Raw genomic sequence first — 15,802 nt, 5'->3', positions numbered from 1 at the left:
CGGATCCCGCAGATAGTCCGGGTACCAGCCCGGATGCCCCTGCTGGTCGTCATTTTTCAAAGTGAGAGGCGTCGCCTTTTGGGTAACGCCTCGTTCTTAAACTACGGCGCCGAATAGTCGGCGCCGCAGGTACAGCAGATAAAGCGTTAAATCAGATACCGCTCTGCAACAACATGCTGCGTACGTGGCCGATTGCCTTGGTCGGGTTGAGACCTTTAGGGCAAACGTTCACGCAGTTCATGATCCCGCGGCAGCGGAATACGCTGAACGGGTCATCAAGTGCAGCCAGACGCTCTTCGGTGTGGGTGTCACGGCTGTCAGCCAGGAAACGATAGGCTTGCAGCAGTGCCGCTGGACCGAGGAACTTGTCCGGGTTCCACCAGAACGATGGGCAGGACGTCGAGCAGCACGCACACAGAATGCACTCGTACAGACCGTCGAGCTTTTCGCGCTCTTCCGGAGACTGCAGACGCTCGATAGCCGGCGCCGGAGTATTGTTCTGCAGGAAAGGTTTCACCTTTTCGTACTGCTTGTAGAAGATGCTCATGTCGACGACCAAGTCACGGATCACCGGCAGACCAGGCAGCGGACGCACGACCAGCTTGTTGCCTTTAACCACCGCCGACAGCGGGGTGATGCAGGCCAGGCCGTTCTTGCCGTTGATGTTCATGCCGTCGGAGCCACATACGCCCTCGCGGCAGGAACGACGGTAGGAGAAGCCTTCGTCCTGTTCTTTGATCAGTGCCAGCACGTCCAGGATCATGATGTCTTTGCCATCAGTATCGATCTGGAAGTCCTGCATGAACGGAGCAGCATCCTGGTCCGGGTTGTAGCGGTATACGCTTACTTGCAGCAGTTTGGCGTTAGACATTGCAGCCACCCTTAGTAAGTACGGATCTTGGGTTCGAACGCCGGTACAGTCTTCGGCGCGAAGTTGACGGCACGCTTGGCAACACGCTTCTCACCTGGGAAATACAGGGAGTGGCAGAGCCAGTTTTCGTCATCCCGATCTTCGTAGTCTTCACGAGCGTGAGCACCGCGCGATTCTTTACGAACCTCAGCGGCAATCGCCGTTGCTTCAGCCACTTCAAGCAGGTTTTGCAGTTCCAACGCTTCGATACGAGCGGTGTTGAACGCCTGGCTCTTATCGTTGATTTTCACGTTGGCAATGCGCACGCGCAGATCAGCCAGCTGGGCAATGCCCTTCTGCATGTATTCGCCGGTACGGAATACACCGAAGTAGTTCTGCATGCAGCTTTGCAGTTCTTTACGCAGGGTAGCGACGTCTTCACCGTCAGTGCGCGAGTTCAGACCGTCGAGACGCGCCATGGCAGCGTCGATGTCGGACTGGCGAGCGCGTGAGTAGTCGACGCCTTCTTTCAGAGTTTGTTCCAGGAACAGACCGGCAGCACGACCGAACACCACCAGGTCGAGCAGCGAGTTGCCGCCCAGACGGTTGGCACCGTGAACCGATACGCACGCCACTTCACCTACCGCGAACAGACCTGGAATGATCTGGTCAACGCCGTCAGCGTCCTGGGTGATCGCCTGGCCATGAATGTTGGTGGCAACGCCGCCCATCATGTAGTGGCAGGTCGGTACAACCGGGATCGGCGCTACAGCCGGGTCAACGTGGGCGAAGGTCTTGGACAGTTCCATGATCCCTGGCAGACGGCTGTGCAGAACTTCTTCACCGAGGTGATCGAGCTTCAGCATTACGTGGTCGCCATCCGGGCCACAGCCGTTACCGGCGATGATTTCTTTAACCATCGAACGGGCAACAACGTCACGACCAGCCAAGTCTTTGGCGTTCGGAGCGTAACGCTCCATGAAACGCTCGCCGTGCTTGTTGATCAGATAACCGCCTTCACCGCGGCAGCCTTCAGTAACCAGTACGCCGGCGCCGGCGATACCGGTCGGGTGGAACTGCCACATTTCGATGTCTTGCACCGGCACGCCAGCACGCAGGGCCATACCAACGCCGTCACCGGTGTTGATCAGGGCATTGGTGGTGGACGAGTAGATACGGCCTGCACCGCCAGTTGCCAATACAGTGGCGTTGGCGCGTACATAGGAGGTTTCGCCAGTTTCGATGCAGATGACGATCATGCCGACAAAGGCACCCTCTTCATTCTTCACCAGATCGACGCCGTAGTATTCGTTGAGGAATACGGTGCCGGCTTTCAGGTTGGCCTGGTACAGGGTGTGCAGCAGGGCGTGACCGGTACGGTCAGCTGCGGCGCAAGTACGAGCAGCCTGGCCACCTTTGCCGAAGTCTTTCGACTGGCCACCGAACGGACGCTGATAGATGCGGCCTTGTTCGGTACGGGAGAACGGCAGCCCCATGTGCTCGAGTTCGAACACGGCTTCCGGGCCTACGGAACACATGTATTCGATCGCGTCCTGGTCACCGATGTAGTCGGAGCCCTTGACGGTGTCGTACATGTGCCAGCGCCAATCATCGTTCGGGTCTGCCGAGGCGATAGCGCAGGTGATACCGCCTTGTGCCGACACAGTGTGCGAGCGGGTCGGAAACACCTTGGTCACTACTGCAGTCTTGTGGCCGCCCTGGGCCAGCTGCAGTGCGGCGCGCATCCCGGCACCGCCACCACCAATAATGATGGCATCGAAGGAAAGCGTATTAATGTTAGCCATGAATCAGATACCCCAAAGAATCTGCACGCCCCAGACGAAGTACGCGAACATGGCAATGCCACACGCTGCCTGGAACAGAAAACGCACACTGGTCGCCCACTTGCCCAACGCCATCGGGGTCAGGTAGTCAGTGGAGATCGTCCACATACCCACCCAGGCGTGAACGCCCAGAGCAACCAACGCCAGCAGGCTGAAAATGCGCATCCAGTTTTGCGAGAACAGACCATGCCAGACGGTGTAGTCCAGGCCTGGGTGAACCACGAGGTATCCAATCAGGAAGAGGAAATAAGCCGCGAGTACAACCGCAGACACGCGCTGGGCCATCCAGTCATATAGCCCGGAGCGCGAGAAATTCGTGACGTTAGTTACCATATCCATACTCCCGCCAGCACAATCACTACCGCCGAAACGACGAGTACGATTTGCGAGCCCAGCTTGCCGCCTTCCAGCGTCTCACCGACACCCGCGTCCATAATCAAGTGGCGCACACCGGCCACCAAGTGATACAGCAGCGCGGAGAGCAGGCCCCAAATCACAAACTTGGCCAGAGGGCTGGCCAGGCACGCGGCCACCTGCTTGAAGCCATCCTCGGATTCGAGGGACTTGTCGAGTGCATACAACAGCACTGCCAAACCCACAAAGAGGATGACACCGGAAATCCGGTGCAAGATGGACGTGTAAGCAGTGACTGGGAGTTTGATCGTCCTTAAGTCTAGGTTTACAGGTCTTTGGCTATTCACGGCTTTTTTCACACGGAAGGGCCCCTAACAATCAGGGCAAAGTTGTCGGGAAGTGCACTGGTCAGACCCACTGCCCCGGGAGTGACAACCTCCAGAATAAAGGCTTTAAGGCCCCTGGCGGTCGGTGGGGGAGTATAGACAGTTAGGTCACTAATGACAACGAAAAGGCCTACCCCAAACCGCTCATTGCGCTCTGTGAATAAAAGGCGTAAATAGCGCGAAATTCAACGGTAAATACCTCTGCAACCCTTCTGGCATATGGGTTCTCGCAAATTGACTTTGGGATTTATCTCTCTATAGTGTGGCGGGCCCTGCGTGGGGGGCAGTCTGGTGATTTCAAGCATAAATAGGAGGCCACACATGGCTGACAAAAAAGCGCAGTTGATCATCGAGGGCGCAGCCCCCGTCGAGCTGCCCGTTTTATCCGGCACCGTTGGTCCCGATGTTGTAGACGTACGGGGCCTCACCGCCACGGGCCATTTCACTTTTGATCCTGGCTTTATGTCGACCGCCTCGTGCGAGTCGAAGATCACCTATATCGATGGTGACAAAGGCATCCTGCTGCACCGCGGCTACCCGATCGAGCAATTGGCCGAGCAGTCCGACTACCTGGAAACCTGCTACCTGCTGCTTAACGGCGAACTGCCCACCGCAGAACAGAAAGCCAAGTTCGTCGGCACCGTAAAGAACCACACCATGGTTCACGAGCAGCTGAAGACCTTCTTCAACGGCTTCCGTCGCGACGCCCACCCGATGGCCGTCATGTGCGGCGTAGTCGGCGCCCTTTCGGCGTTCTACCACGACTCGCTGGACATCAATAACCCGCAACACCGCGAGATTTCGGCGATTCGCCTGGTGGCAAAAATGCCAACCCTGGCGGCGATGGTTTACAAGTACTCCATGGGCCAGCCCATGATGTACCCGCGTAACGACCTGACCTACGCTGAAAACTTCCTGCACATGATGTTCAACACCCCGTGCGAGATCAAACCGATCAGCCCGGTACTGGCCAAGGCAATGGACCGGATCTTCATCCTCCACGCCGACCACGAACAGAATGCCTCCACCTCTACCGTGCGTCTGGCCGGCTCCTCGGGTGCCAACCCGTTCGCCTGTATCGCTGCCGGTATCGCTGCGCTCTGGGGCCCTGCCCACGGCGGCGCCAACGAAGCCGTGCTGACCATGCTGGACGAGATTGGCAGCGTCGAGAACATCGACAAATTCATCGCCAAAGCCAAAGACAAGAACGATCCGTTCAAGTTGATGGGCTTCGGTCACCGCGTTTACAAAAACCGTGACCCGCGCGCCACCGTAATGAAGCAGACCTGCGACGAAGTGCTGAAAGAACTCGGCATCAAGAACGATCCGCAGCTGGAACTGGCTATGCGCCTAGAAGAGATCGCCCTGACCGATCCGTACTTCAAGGAACGCAACCTGTACCCGAACGTCGACTTCTACTCGGGCATCATCCTCAAGGCTATCGGCATTCCGACCAGCATGTTCACCGTGATCTTCGCTTTGGCGCGGACCGTCGGCTGGATTTCGCACTGGAAAGAAATGCTGTCCAGCCCGTACAAGATTGGCCGTCCACGCCAGCTGTACACCGGCTACCCGCAGCGCGATATCACTGCGCTGAAAGACCGCAAGTAAGCGTTATGCGGTAACGAAAAAGGCCACCCCAGGGTGGCCTTTTTTATTGCAAATTACCTTTTCGGTTTCCGGGTCGTTGGCCATGCTGCGTTGAAAGCCGACTTTAAATGCTCACGTACCGAAGTACGCTGCGCTTTAAAGCCGACTTTCGCCTTGCCTGGCTCTAGCCCCGAAACCCTGAACCGAGTTACGGCCGCAATTTTTTAAAAGCAAAAACGCGTTACTTCTTCTCGGCTCTCTCTTTCATTCCCTTAAGCGTATTAAACGGCGCATCCACCACAAAGCTGTTGGCCAACCACGACGGCACGCTACCGCCCGGTTCAGTGGTCACCTGATAGGTCACTTCCACGCCATCGGCGCCTTTTGGCGTCAGTTTCCAGAAGCCATCGACCTTGGTCACGCGCACATAGCCCTTCTCTTCCGGCTGATAGGTAGGCAGGCCTTCGAGCTTGCGCAGCACGCTGCCGTCGGATTCTTCGGTGGTGGTGACGTGAATGATCGAATCCCGTGCGGTTACCGGCCATGGCGGGCTGAAACGGGTGTAGGTCCAGCTCTCGGCACCTTCGCTTTTGAGCAGCTTCTGCTCGCTGCATTGGAAGATCCACTTACACGACCCACTCACGTCTTCCTGCAATTTGCGCAGGGTGGCGATATCGCTCTTGATGGTGGTGACACCACGATAGGCTTTGTACTGCGAACCTGGCACCTCGCTGAGGTACACCTTGATGCCATCTTCGTCCTTCGCCACTTTCCAGTCTTCGGCTTGCGCCACTGCGGTTGCCAACAGGCTTACAGCGCACACACCGGCCACTTTACTTAGCAAACCCATCACGAACTCCTTACTGATGATGCCCAAGGTGCCCAGCGGGCCTTCGGACTTTTATTGGATAGCGGCGCCCACGCCTGTGACGGTGGCCTGCTCCAGCCAACCCAGCAGACGAATCGCCTCGTCGCGACTGTCACCACAGACGTCGGCGTCGGCAGCAAACGCCGAGCACACAGGTGGGCGCTCGGGTGAACCGAACAGCGCACACAAATTATCGACCGACAGATGCAAACAACGTTCGCCAGCGGGCTTGCCGTTGGGCAAACCGGGAATCGGCGAACTGATGGAGGGGGCGATGCAACAGGCACCGCATCCTGCGCGGCAATTCATGACGACAGCTACCTCATGACGGGGACCCGTTCAGCCCAAGGGCGACGGTAACGGGCGGCGATTCTACCTGTGCCGCCACCCGCCGCAAAGCCGCTACAGCACTACCTTTACGCTATTTCAGACGGGTAATCAGGCTGGAGGTATCCCAACGCCCGCCGCCCTGCCCCTGCACCTCGGCATAGAACTGATCGACCAATTGGGTAACCGGCAGTACCGCGCCATTGCGCTGTGCTTCGTCGAAGACAATCGCGAAATCTTTGCGCATCCAGTCGACGGCAAAGCCGAAATCGAATTTGCCCTCGAGCATGGTCTGGTAGCGGTGCTCCAACTGCCAGGACTGCGCTGCGCCCTGGCTGATGATCTCCATCGCACTCTGCACATTGAGCCCCGCTTTACGGGCGAAATGCAGCGCTTCAGCCAACCCCTGGAGCAACCCGCCGACGCAGATCTGGTTGACCATCTTGGTTAACTGCCCGCTACCCACGGGGCCCATCAGCTTGACCAGCTTGGCGTAGCTTTCGATCACCGGCGCCGCCCGCTCGTACAGTGCCGGGTCTCCGCCCACCATCACCGTCAGCATGCCGCTCTCGGCACCGGACTGGCCGCCCGACACCGGCGCATCGAGAAAGCCCAGCTCGCGCTCGGCCGCGAGGGTCGCCATCTCGCGGGCGATATCGGCGGACGCCGTGGTGTGGTCGACCAGCACGCTTCCGGACGCCATGCCAGCAAACGCCCCACTTTCGCCCAGCAACACCGCACGCAGGTGCTGATCATTGCCGACGCAGGTCATCACCAGCTCAGCCCCCTCCACCGCCTCACGCGGCGTCTCGGCGCTTTCGCCGGCGAATTCGTCGCACCACAGCTCTGCCTTGTCTGCCGTGCGGTTGTACACCGTCACCTGATGCCCTTCGCAGGCCAGGTGGCCGGCCATATGAAAGCCCATGGTGCCGAGCCCGATAAATGCCACAGTCGCCATTGCTCATCTCCTCATTGGGTTACTGCAAGCTTGGTTTCTACAAGCGTAGAGCGCCCTGACGATTTGGCCGGGAGAAAATCCCCCACTGCGCCGGTCAGAACCCTTGCAGCCCCCTGGCATGGGGTTTGCGGGGCGTCGAAAGGCCTTCCATACTGTTTGCCCAACGGATGGAGAGAACGATGGGATATTGGTTGGTGATCGACTTGGAGGCCACCACAGAAGAAGGCGGCTGGCCGGTTGCAGACATGGAAATCATCGAGATCGGTGCCAGCCTGGTGAACGCCGAGGGTCGCGAAGTCGACCACTTCCAGCGTTTCGTCCGCCCGCTGCGACGCCCGCACCTCACCAGTTTCTGTAAACAGCTGACCCATATCAGCCAGGCCCAGGTCGATGCAGCCGCCCCGCTGGCGGCCGTGTGGCCGCAGTTCGAACGCTGGCTGGCGACGCACCAGCCGCGCCTGGTGGGCTGGGCCAGTTGGGGCGATTACGACCGTAAGCAGTTGGAGCAGGACTGGCAACAGCACCAGCTCAGCAGCCTGCTCAGCCGGGTGCCGCACCTGAACCTCAAGCAGCGTTTTGCCAAGGCCCGGCAACTGCAGAAACCGGTGAGCCTGAACACCGCTTTGCAATTGGCCGGGCTGAGTTTTCAAGGCCAGCAACATCGCGCCCTGGAAGACGCCCGCAATACCGCCCGACTGTTGCCGTTGGTCCTTCCCGCGTCGTAAAGCAGCGTATTAGCGCGGCTGGCGTAGGTGACGATGACGACTCGCTTGGGCATACTGGCCGACCCTTTTTTCGTCCCTTTAAAGGAAAAGTCCATGTTCAAGGTCAACGAGTACTTCGACGGCACCGTCAAATCCATCGCCTTCGGCATGGCCGAAGGTCCGGCCACCATCGGCGTGATGGCCGCTGGCGAATACGAATTCGGCACCAGCCAACTGGAAGTCATGCACGTCGTTGCCGGCGCTCTGACCGTGAAACTGCCGGGCACCGACGCTTGGGAAACCTTCGAAAGCGGCAGCAAATTCACCGTGCCCGCCAACAGCAAATTCCAGCTGAAAGTGGCCGTCGACACTGCCTATCTGTGCGAGTACCGCTAAGCTTCAAATCGATAACAGGAGCGGCCAAGCCGCCCATTTGCGTTTGAGCTAAAAGCATCGCGGCTAAAGCGGTTCGCCGCCCGGCCGCTCCTACAGAACCCCGTAGGAGCGGCTTTAGCCGCGATTAGCCCCAACGCCATTCTTGCTTACTGCCACGCTCCAACTGGACACTCCCATGCCTGGGTCCAAGCCTGCTGTTTCCATCGCCATCCCCATTCTGCTGCTGATCATCGCCATGAGCTCGATTCAAGGCGGCGCAGCGCTGGCCAAAGGGATTTTCCCGGCCGTTGGCGCCGAAGGTGTTTCCGCCCTGCGCCTGAGTCTGGGCGCGATCATCCTGTGCCTGGTGATGCGCCCATGGCGCACACCACTGAACCGCGCTGGCCTGAAGTCGCTGATCGGCTACGGCGCGTCGCTGGGGGTGATGAACCTGATGTTCTATATGTCGCTGAAGACGGTGCCGCTGGGCATTGCCGTGGCCCTGGAGTTCACCGGGCCGCTGGTGCTGGCGATGCTGTCGTCGCGACGCTTTATCGACTTCGTCTGGATTGCCCTGGCGGTGATCGGCCTGGGTCTGCTGCTGCCGGTGAACCCGGCCAACGCCCAGCTCGACCCGACGGGCGCCGCCCTGGCCCTGGGCGCTGGCGTGTGCTGGGCGCTGTACATCATCTTCGGCCAGCGCGCCGGCAGCGAACACGGCAACCACACCGTGGCACTCGGCACCGTGGTCGCCGCGATCATCGTGTTCCCCATCGGCGTGTATTCGGCGGGCAGCGCGATGTTTCACCTCAGCCTGCTGCCGGTGGCGATTGGCGTGGCGATTCTATCCACCGCCCTGCCCTATAGCCTGGAAATGTTCGCCCTCACCCGCCTGCCCGCGCGCACCTTCAGCACCCTGATGAGCATGGAGCCGGCGATTGCCGCACTGTCGGGGCTGATCTTCCTGCAGGAAAAACTCAGCAGCAGCCAATGGATCGCCATTGGCGCGATCATCGTCGCCGCCATTGGCGTGGCCCTGACGGTAAAACCACAGCCGGCGAAGAACCAGCCGCGGGATATCAAGCTGGCTGAGTGACCTCAGCCTCGCCATCGGCATGGTTGAACTGCAGTTCGGCCAGACGCCGGTACAACGGATTGCTGGCCACCAGCTGAGAATGACTGCCCAACGCCACCAACTGGCCCTTGTCGATCACGGCAATGCGGTCGGCACTTTTCACCGTGGCCAGGCGGTGCGCAATCACTAGCGTCGTGCGCCCGGCCATCAAGGTTGGCAACGCCTGTTGAATCAGGTGTTCGCTCTCGGCATCGAGGGCACTGGTGGCTTCGTCCAGCAGCAGAATCGGCGCATCCACCAACAGCGCGCGGGCAATCGCCAAGCGCTGACGCTGACCACCGGATAAGCCCAGACCGCCATCGCCCAAATGGGTTTTATAGCCGTCCGGCATCGCCATGATGAACTCGTGGGCATGGGCGGCACGGGCGGCCGCTTCCACTTCGGCCTGGCTGGCTGAGGCGCGGCCGTAGCGAATGTTGTCTTCCACGCTGCCGAAGAACAGCGCCGGGTTCTGCGACACCAGGGCAAAGCAGCGACGCAGATCGACCGGGTCGAGCTGGGCGATAGGCAAGCCTTCAACGCGAACCTGCCCTTCTTGCGGGTCGAAAAAGCGCAGCAGCAAGTCGAACAAGGTCGACTTGCCCGCGCCGGATGGGCCAACCAGAGTCAACGTTTCCCCTGGCTCGACCTGCAGGCTGATGCCATCCACGGCAAACCGGTCGCGTCGCGTCGGATAGGCAAAACGCACCGCGTCCAGTTCGATACGCCCGCTGACCTGCTCGGGCAGCACCAGCAGGTCGCTGCTCGGCGCCTTGATTTCGCTGCGCGCCTGGAGCAATTCGGCAATCCGCTCGGCCGCGCCAGCAGCGCGCTGCAACTCGCCGAGCACTTCGCTGAGGGTGCCAAAGGCAGTGCCGACGATCAGGCTGTAGAACACAAATGCAGCCAGCTCACCGCCGCTGATGCGCCCGGCGATCACATCCATGCCACCGACCCAAAGCATCACCCCAACAGCACCGAGCACCAGCAGAATCACCACGCTGATCAGCCAGGCGCGTTGGGAAATACGCTTGCGCGCGGTTTCAAAGGCATCTTCCACCGTGCCACCGAAGCGGCGCTTGTCCTGCTCCTGGTGGTTATAGGCCTGCACGGTCTTGATCTGCCCCAGGCTTTCGCCAACATAACTTCCGACATCGGCAATGCGGTCCTGGCTCAGGCGCGAAAGGCTGCGCACCCGCCGGCCGAAAATCAGAATCGGCGCGATCACCAGCGGCAGCGCGGCAATCACGATCAGCGACAGCTTGGGGTTGGTGACAAACAGCAGCACGATACCGCCCACCAGCATCAGCACGTTGCGCAGAAACAGCGACAGCGAGGAGCCGATCACCGACTGCAGCAAGGTGGTGTCGGCGGTCAGCCGCGACTGGATTTCCGAACTGCGGTTGCTCTCGTAAAAGCCCGGATGCAGGGTGATCAGGTGGTTGAACACCTTCTTGCGGATATCGGCGACAAAGCGCTCGCCAATCCACGACACCAGGTAAAAGCGGGTAAAGGTGCCCACTGCGAGGGCCACCACCAGCACCATAAACAGCGCGATGGACTGGTTGAGCATATGCGGCGACTGGGTGGCGAAACCCTTGTCCACCAACAGCTTCACCCCCTGCCCCATAAACAGCGTGATGCCGGCGGTGAACATCAGCGCGAACAACGCACCGATCACCTGCCAGCGGTACGGCGCAACAAACTCGCGCGTCATGCGCAGCGCCTTGCGCTGACGGGAAGACAGAATGGAGATCATGCGGGGCTCGAAGATTGAGGGGGGCTAGCGTTAGATGGGGATGGCAAGCGCGGACAACAAGCGGCAAACACATAAATAGAACACTCCGCGATCCAGCCCCCTCTCCCTGGGGAGAGGGTTGGGGAGAGGGGGAGGCTCAAGCCAAACCTCAGCGTCGCACCCTCACCCTCACCCTCACCCTCACCCTCACCCTCACCCTCACCCTCACCCTCACCCTCACCCTCACCCTCACCCTCACCCTCACCCCCAGCCCCTCTCCCGCGCGCGGGAGAGGGGAGCTAAATCGAGGACAGCGGGTACAACAACTCTTCCTTGTACCCCGCCCACACCTTCGCCACATCGGCAAAGCTGTCATCCAGCACCGCATCGCCGCTGTCGACCAGCAGCGGCCTCCCTTCGAGGGTCGCCAGCTTGCGTTTGGTCGCCACCACCCGCAGGTTATCCAACCCAATGGCCCGCACCACACGCGGGCTCACCTGCTGGTTACCTCGCCCGAGAATATGCCCCTGCCCGCCAATGGCCGTGACCAGTAGCACCGCCGGCTTGCCGTTCACCAGCTCAAACAACTGCGCCTCGGTAACATCCAGCGCCAACACCCGGCCGTTTTCGATCACATCGACACCGAGCAGGGTGGTCTGCAAGCCGAGGTTATGCGCCAAGCCATGCAGCGTTGAGCCTGGCCCCAACACATAACGCACATCCTGCTGCCAGGTATCTTCCAGCCAGGCGGCGATTTCGCTGAGCACCAGCTCTTCGGACTCTACCCCGCCCTGCTTCACCTGCTGCACAAAACTGCCTTCCTGCGGCACGCTCAATTCGCCGTACCAGCGCGCCGCCACCCGACCATCGCGTAGAGCGGTTTCGTCGATGTCGCGTACTTCGGCGTTGCTCAGGCGCACCAGGCCGCCTTCGATCAGGCGCCGGGTCAGCTCGCCAGCGGCACGCGGGCTGACCGCGTAGACGCCCGACTGAATCTTCACCCCGGCCGGAATGCCGAGCACCGCTTGCCCCTCCCGGGCCACGGCGCAGACATCCCGCGCGGTGCCGTCGCCGCCGGCAAACAGCAGCAACGCCACGCCTTCGGCTTGCAGCGCTTGCACGGCGTTGCGGGTGTCGGCAGCGCTGGTCTGGGCCGCGCTCAAGGTGCCGAGCAGGCGGTGCTTGAAGCCCATTTCAGCGAGCAGATCGCCGCCCATCGGGCCGGGAAAGGTCAAAAACTCCAGGCGCTCGCGCAGCGGCAGCAACAGCTCCAGCGCCACCCGTGTGCGTTCGGCTGCTCGCGGCTGAGCGCCACGGGCCAGGGCTTCGGCGGCCACACCGTCACTGCCCTTGAGGCCGGCAGGACCACCCAGGCCGGCGAGTGGGTTGATGATCAAACCGAGATGAAAAACCGACATACGAGCCTCAATAAGCGGGAACTAGTTGGCCCGCGTCGATTCACAAAACTAATGCCCAACTGAAGGGATGGCAGCACGCGGTGGCGTGTTTGTCATTGGGCTTTCATTTGCGCCGACTACCCTTGGCGCACCACCTGATGAGGAGACAGGCCATGAGCTTGCACACCCTGCATACCGCTGAACGCCGCGTTGTACCGTTGCCACCCCAGCACCCTGTGGGCGGCGCTATCATCGACGCCAAGGGCCGCGAGATTCCGATTACCGAAGGCATGGTTCAACAGGCCTGCGAGCAACTGGAAGAAGCCGCACTCGGCGAGCCAGAACACGACTGAGCGAGAGCGGCGTAGGTTGGGTTGAGCGAAGCGAAGCCCAACTGCGAGACCGATACCGATGCCAATACCGACAAGCGCCAGCCTCTGGCTGGCCTGTTGGGCTTCACGATGTTCAGCCCAACCTACACCAACGTCCCACCCAACGCCCGCACCACTTGCGCCAGCTCTGGCGCTTCGCCGCTCAACTTCACATGCAAACCATCGATCTCGCGCCGAGCCGGGTAGTGTTTGCGCAGGGCGTCGAACGCGGCTTTGCGCTCGCTGGAGGTACCCAGCAAACTGCGGCGGAAATCGGCGTCGTCACGGCGCGGGTCGTAGATCGCCCGGCATAGCGCACCCAGCGCTACTGGCAGCGAAGCGGTGGCGTCGAGGCCAAATTCGGTCAGCCAGTACGGCGGCAGCAGATCGTCCAGTTGCACCCGCGCCGGCAGCTTGAAGTGCTCACAGAACGCCTGATAAATCTGCGCCGTGCCGCGCAACTTGCCGTCCAGGCTGTAGCCAGCGATATGCGGGGTGGCCAGCAGGCACAGTTCGGCCAGGTCGACATCCACCTGCGGCTCGCCTTCCCAGACATCCAGCACCGCTTCCAGGTCGTGACGCTCCAGCAGCAGCTCGCGCAGCGCGGCGTTGTCCACCACCGGGCCACGGCTGGCATTGATCAGCCAGGCGCCTGTTTTCAGCTGGGCCAGACGTTCGGCATTCAACAGATGGCGGGTACTGCTGATCAACGGCGTATGCAGGCTGATTACATCGCAGCGCTGAATGATGTCTTCCAGGCTCACATAATCGCCCCCCTCCGCCGCCTGCCGTGGCGGATCGCAGACCAGCACCTGCCAGCCCAGCCCGCGCAGCACATCCACCAGACGACCGCCAACCTGCCCCGCCCCCACCACACCATAGGTGCGCCGGGCCAGATCGGCGCCACTGACCTCGGCCAGGCACAGCAAGCTGCCCAGCACATAGTCGACCACGCCACGGGCGTTGCAGCCCGGCGCGCTGGCCCAGCCGATACCGTGTTCGGCGAAATAGTCGAGGTCCAGGTGGTCGGTGCCGATGGTGCAGGTGCCGACAAAACGCACCTTGCTGCCTTCCAGCAACGCGCGGTTGGCCTGGGTCACCGAGCGCACCAGCAGCACATCGGCGCGGGCCACGGCGGCACGGTCGAAGGCGCGACCGGGCATACGTTCGATCTCGCCGAACTCGGCAAAAAACTCGTCCAGCAGCGGAATATTTTCGTCGGCAAGAATGCGCATGACAGGCTCCAAAAGTCTGGCGGACATTCTAGGACGGATGCCGGCGCGGGGCGACGGCGGATTTTCCCTGGCTCCTTGCTGGGCTCTTTCCTGACTGGTGCGTCAACGCGTAAACTCGCGATTCCTTTGCAAGCTCTGTCCTGGCGCAGCCCGCGCTTTAAGTGCTTTTTACCCACAAAAGCCACTCGGACAGAAGCGAGTGCCCGGCCACCACTGCCGATACAGTGCGCACTTACAAAAATGGACTGCCTTGTGATCGCCCGCGAATCCCGCTTTTCTCGTTCCATGCGCGAACTGCGCGCCCTGCTGGTTCTGGCCCTGCCCATCATGATTGCCCAGCTGTCGCACTCGGCGATGGGCTTTGTCGACGCCGTGATGGCCGGCCGCGTCGGCCCCCGTGACCTGGCCGCCGTGGCCCTGGGCAACTCCATTTGGGTGCCGGTCTATTTGCTGATGACCGGCATCCTGCTGGCCACCACACCGAAAGTCGCCCAGCGTTTTGGCGCCGGCCAGGTGAGCGAAATCGGCCCCCTGGTACGCCAGGCCCTGTGGCTGGCCCTGGTGGTAGGCATCGCCGCTGGCATCATGCTGTGGAATGCCAAGCCGATTCTGGTGGTGATGGGCGTCGACCCCGAGCTGGTCGGCCCGAGCATGGTCTACCTGTACGGCATCGGCTGCGGCATTCCCTCGGTGGCGCTGTATTACGTGCTGCGCTGCTTCAGCGATGGCCTCGGCCGCACTCGCCCGAGCATGATGATCGGCGTGCTCGGCCTGCTGCTGAACATTCCGCTGAACTACATCTTCATCTATGGCCACTTCGGCCTACCCGCCTTGGGCGGCGCCGGTTGCGGCTGGGCCACGGCGGTGGCGATGTGGTGCATGTTCTTCGCCATGCTGGCCTGGGTGCGTTGGGCACCGGTGTACAAAAACGCCGGGCTGTTCAGCCACTTCGAATGGCCGCGCTGGGAGCCGATTCAACGGCTGCTGAGCGTCGGCTTGCCGATTGGTATCGCGGTGTTTGCCGAATCGAGCATTTTCGCCGTGATCGCCCTGCTGATCGGCAGCCTCGGTGCCGACGTGGTCGCCGGCCACCAGGTGGCGCTGAACTTCAGCTCGCTGACATTCATGATTCCGTACGCCCTGGCCATGGCCGTGACCGTGCGGGTCGGCCACTCCCTCGGCGCTGGCGACCCACGCCAGGCGCGCTTTGTGGCCGGAGTGGGAATCCTGACGGCGCTGGCGTTTGCCTGCGTTGCCGCGGTGCTGATGTATCAACTGCGCACCGAGATCGCCAGCATCTACAGCCGCGACTCGGCGGTGATTGGCGTGGCCTCGGCGCTGATCGTATTTGCTGCGCTGTACCAGTTTTCCGATGCCGTGCAGGTCACGGCGGCCGGCGCGCTGCGCGGCTATCAAGACACCCGCGTGACCATGGTCATGACCCTGTTCGCTTACTGGGGCATTGGGTTGCCGGTGGGCTATGCGCTGGGGCTGTCGCACTGGTTCGGCGAACCGAGCGGACCGAAAGGCTTGTGGCAGGGGCTGATCGTGGGGCTGACGTGTGCTGCTGTGATGCTGAGTATTCGGCTGGCGCGCAGTGCGAAGAAACGGATCAAGATTCACGCGGCCAAGTAGGTTGGGTTGAGCGCAGCGCAGCCCAACTTGCGGTCTGCACGCGGATCCCTGACAGA

16 protein-coding genes are annotated in these 15,802 nt (G+C 61.1%); 6 read left to right on the top strand and 10 right to left on the bottom strand.

Features of this window, described 5'->3' with window-relative positions:
• Positions 1–151 precede the first annotated feature (151 nt).
• The 4 genes from C8K61_RS17365 to sdhC are packed head-to-tail and all read right to left on the bottom strand — an operon-like array spanning position 152 to position 3,407.
• On the bottom strand, positions 152–856 hold the full coding sequence (locus tag C8K61_RS17365; RefSeq protein WP_108097552.1) for a succinate dehydrogenase iron-sulfur subunit: 705 nt from the start codon (positions 854–856) through the stop codon (positions 152–154).
• A gap of 26 nt (positions 857–882) precedes the next feature.
• Positions 883–2,655, bottom strand: a complete 1,773-nt coding sequence (gene sdhA / locus C8K61_RS17360) for a succinate dehydrogenase flavoprotein subunit (protein WP_108097308.1) — start codon at positions 2,653–2,655, stop codon at positions 883–885.
• 3 nt (positions 2,656–2,658) lie between these two features.
• Positions 2,659–3,027, bottom strand: a complete 369-nt coding sequence (sdhD, locus tag C8K61_RS17355) for a succinate dehydrogenase, hydrophobic membrane anchor protein (RefSeq protein WP_108097309.1) — start codon at positions 3,025–3,027, stop codon at positions 2,659–2,661.
• Entirely contained in the window at positions 3,021–3,407 is a 387-nt protein-coding gene (gene sdhC / locus C8K61_RS17350) for a succinate dehydrogenase, cytochrome b556 subunit (protein ID WP_178086468.1), read from the bottom strand. Before sdhC ends, sdhD begins: the two co-directional genes overlap by 7 nt.
• 348 nt (positions 3,408–3,755) lie before the next feature.
• Between sdhC and gltA the strand changes: the two genes are divergently transcribed.
• Positions 3,756–5,045 carry a citrate synthase gene (gltA, locus tag C8K61_RS17345; RefSeq protein ID WP_108097311.1) on the top strand — a complete coding sequence of 430 codons (1,290 nt, stop codon included), beginning with the start codon at positions 3,756–3,758 and terminating at the stop codon, positions 5,043–5,045.
• 220 nt (positions 5,046–5,265) lie between these two features.
• On the opposite strand, the gene C8K61_RS17340 is transcribed toward gltA, so the two are convergent.
• From C8K61_RS17340 to C8K61_RS17330, 3 genes are all read right to left on the bottom strand, one after another.
• A complete protein-coding gene (locus tag C8K61_RS17340) occupies positions 5,266–5,874 on the bottom strand; it encodes an START domain-containing protein (protein ID WP_108097312.1) in 609 nt (202 codons plus the stop codon).
• Between the two features lie 51 nt (positions 5,875–5,925).
• On the bottom strand, positions 5,926–6,201 hold the full coding sequence (locus tag C8K61_RS17335) for a YkgJ family cysteine cluster protein (RefSeq protein ID WP_108097313.1): 276 nt from the start codon (positions 6,199–6,201) through the stop codon (positions 5,926–5,928).
• 112 nt (positions 6,202–6,313) lie between these two features.
• Positions 6,314–7,177 (bottom strand): NAD(P)-dependent oxidoreductase, encoded by an 864-nt coding sequence (locus C8K61_RS17330; protein ID WP_108097314.1) that lies wholly within the window; start codon positions 7,175–7,177, stop codon positions 6,314–6,316.
• 179 nt (positions 7,178–7,356) lie between these two features.
• Here C8K61_RS17330 and C8K61_RS17325 point away from each other — a divergent pair, with 179 nt between their 5' ends.
• The 3 genes from C8K61_RS17325 (at position 7,357) to rhtA (ending at position 9,352) form a co-directional block, all read left to right on the top strand.
• Positions 7,357–7,902, top strand: coding sequence for an exonuclease domain-containing protein (locus tag C8K61_RS17325; RefSeq protein WP_108097315.1), 546 nt, complete (start codon positions 7,357–7,359; stop codon positions 7,900–7,902).
• A gap of 93 nt (positions 7,903–7,995) precedes the next feature.
• Positions 7,996–8,277 (top strand): pyrimidine/purine nucleoside phosphorylase, encoded by a 282-nt coding sequence (locus C8K61_RS17320; RefSeq protein ID WP_108097316.1) that lies wholly within the window; start codon positions 7,996–7,998, stop codon positions 8,275–8,277.
• 175 nt (positions 8,278–8,452) lie between these two features.
• Positions 8,453–9,352, top strand: a complete 900-nt coding sequence (gene rhtA, locus C8K61_RS17315; RefSeq protein ID WP_108097317.1) for a threonine/homoserine exporter RhtA — start codon at positions 8,453–8,455, stop codon at positions 9,350–9,352.
• On the opposite strand, the gene C8K61_RS17310 is transcribed toward rhtA, so the two are convergent.
• Both C8K61_RS17310 and C8K61_RS17300 read right to left on the bottom strand, forming a co-directional pair.
• On the bottom strand, positions 9,336–11,129 hold the full coding sequence (locus C8K61_RS17310) for an ABC transporter transmembrane domain-containing protein (RefSeq protein WP_178086467.1): 1,794 nt from the start codon (positions 11,127–11,129) through the stop codon (positions 9,336–9,338). The genes rhtA and C8K61_RS17310 overlap by 17 nt on opposite strands.
• Positions 11,130–11,407: 278 nt before the next feature.
• Entirely contained in the window at positions 11,408–12,526 is a 1,119-nt protein-coding gene (locus tag C8K61_RS17300) for an ATP-NAD kinase family protein (protein ID WP_108097318.1), read from the bottom strand.
• 152 nt (positions 12,527–12,678) lie between these two features.
• Between C8K61_RS17300 and C8K61_RS17295 the strand changes: the two genes are divergently transcribed.
• Positions 12,679–12,858 (top strand): PA1571 family protein, encoded by a 180-nt coding sequence (locus C8K61_RS17295; protein ID WP_108097319.1) that lies wholly within the window; start codon positions 12,679–12,681, stop codon positions 12,856–12,858.
• A 122-nt stretch (positions 12,859–12,980) separates the two neighbouring features.
• On the opposite strand, the gene pdxB is transcribed toward C8K61_RS17295, so the two are convergent.
• Entirely contained in the window at positions 12,981–14,111 is a 1,131-nt protein-coding gene (gene pdxB, locus C8K61_RS17290; protein WP_108097320.1) for a 4-phosphoerythronate dehydrogenase PdxB, read from the bottom strand.
• 285 nt (positions 14,112–14,396) lie between these two features.
• Here pdxB and C8K61_RS17285 point away from each other — a divergent pair, with 285 nt between their 5' ends.
• A complete protein-coding gene (locus tag C8K61_RS17285; RefSeq protein WP_256589476.1) occupies positions 14,397–15,746 on the top strand; it encodes an MATE family efflux transporter in 1,350 nt (449 codons plus the stop codon).
• Positions 15,747–15,802: the final 56 nt, after the last annotated feature.

The organism is Pseudomonas sp. GV071 (assembly GCF_003050835.1).
Taxonomy (GTDB): Bacteria; Pseudomonadota; Gammaproteobacteria; order Pseudomonadales; family Pseudomonadaceae; genus Aquipseudomonas.
Note: the sequence above shows the minus strand (reverse complement) of the source record. Positions and strands in the feature narration are given on the sequence as shown.